This window comes from Limnospira sp. PMC 289.06 (assembly GCF_032350395.1).
GTDB lineage: Bacteria > Cyanobacteriota > Cyanobacteriia > Cyanobacteriales > Microcoleaceae > Limnospira > Limnospira platensis.
The window spans coordinates 1-1,601 of the sequence record NZ_JARPLC010000280.1; the positions used below are offsets into that span (position 1 = coordinate 1).

Consider the following 1,601-nt stretch of genomic DNA (forward strand, 5'->3'; position numbering starts at 1 on the left):
CGCCTGAGTGCCGTCGCTCTTCCATAGCTCTGTGCCGTTGGTGCCGTCGTTAGCCGTGAAGTACAGGGTGTCGTTGACCACCGTGAAATTAGAGGGAGAGGAATTCCCAGTCCCCGGGTTGATATCTTTGAGCAGGACTGTACCCGCCTGAGTGCCGTCGCTCTTCCATAGCTCTGTGCCGTTGGTGCCGTCGTTAGCCGTGAAGTACAGGGTGTCGTTGACCACCGTGAAATTAGAGGGAGAGGAATTCCCAGTCCCCGGGTTGATATCTTTGAGCAGGACTGTACCCGCCTGAGTGCCGTCGCTCTTCCATAGCTCTGTGCCGTTGGTGGGGTCGTTAGCCCTGAAGTACAGGGTGTCGTTGAACACGGTGAAATTAGAGGGATTGGAATTCCCAGTCCCCGGGTTGATATCTTTGAGCAGGACTGTACCCGCCTGAGTGCCGTCGCTCTTCCATAGCTCTGTGCCGTTGGTGGGGTCGTTAGCCCTGAAGTACAGGGTGTCGTTGAACACGGTGAAATTAGAGGGATTGGAATTCCCAGTCCCCGGGTTGATATCTTTGAGCAGGACTGTACCCGCCTGAGTGCCGTCGCTCTTCCATAGCTCTGTGCCGTTGGTGGGGTCGTTAGCCCTGAAGTACAGGGTGTCGTTGAACACGGTGAAATTAGAGGGATTGGAATTCCCAGTCCCCGGGTTGATATCTTTGAGCAGGACTGTACCCCCCTGAGTGCCGTCGCTCTTCCATAGCTCTGTGCCGTTGGTGCCGTCGTTAGCCTGGAAGTACAGGGTGTCGTTGAACACGGTGAAATTAGAGGGATTGGAATTCCCAGTCCCCGGGTTGATATCTTTGAACAAGACGGGGATTAATTCTCCCGGCATCAACACCCCTTGGTAACTGGCGACAACTTCCCCAGTCAAGACTTGGGCTAATTCCACTTCTCCCGTCCTCACTTCCAACTCCCAGTTACCGCCCTTGAGAGCAGCCCCCGTCAGAGATTTGGAAGCGGCAATGTCGGCTCCGGTCAGTTGTCGCAATTGGGCGATAAATTCTTCCCCAGCATCCCCGGCGGCCACCCGACAGCCGTAGAGCAGGATGTTGTCCACACCCCAGCGTCGCAGTTGGGGCTTGTAGCGGTTCAGGGTGTCCAAACTCAGTTCGCCGTCACCCAGATACAGGCAACCGGGGGAACCGTGGGAGATAATGTGAACGCTGCCGACATTCAGACGCTGTTGTAAAACCTGGGTGATTTGCTCGACCCCATCAGCGGTTTTTTCAATCCGAAAAACTTCGGCGGTGGAAATCACCCCCTCAATCAGTTGTTCAATGTTTTCGACTCCGGTATCGATAAAAACCAGTGGGGTCGGAGCAGAAACAATTTTAGTGGCATCAAACCTGGGTGACATCATGAAACTATCCTAGATATAAATAAAAGTTAGTTTTGTAGGTTGGGTGGAGTGCAACGGAACCCAACAAGGCAGGTGTTGGGTGATGCGATCGCTTTCCAGGTATCCTATAGACTCTTGTAGGTTGGGTGGAGTGCAACCGAACCCAACAAGGCAGGTGTTGGGTGATGCGATCGCTTTCCAGGTATCCTATAGAA

General features: G+C 53.8%; 1 protein-coding gene. It reads right to left on the bottom strand.

What is annotated here, in order from left to right:
* A partial coding sequence (locus P5674_RS24480) for an ELWxxDGT repeat protein (RefSeq protein WP_315670382.1) occupies window positions 1–1,407 on the bottom strand: 1,407 nt, incomplete at its 3' end.
* Between the last annotated feature and the right edge of the window lie 194 nt (window positions 1,408–1,601).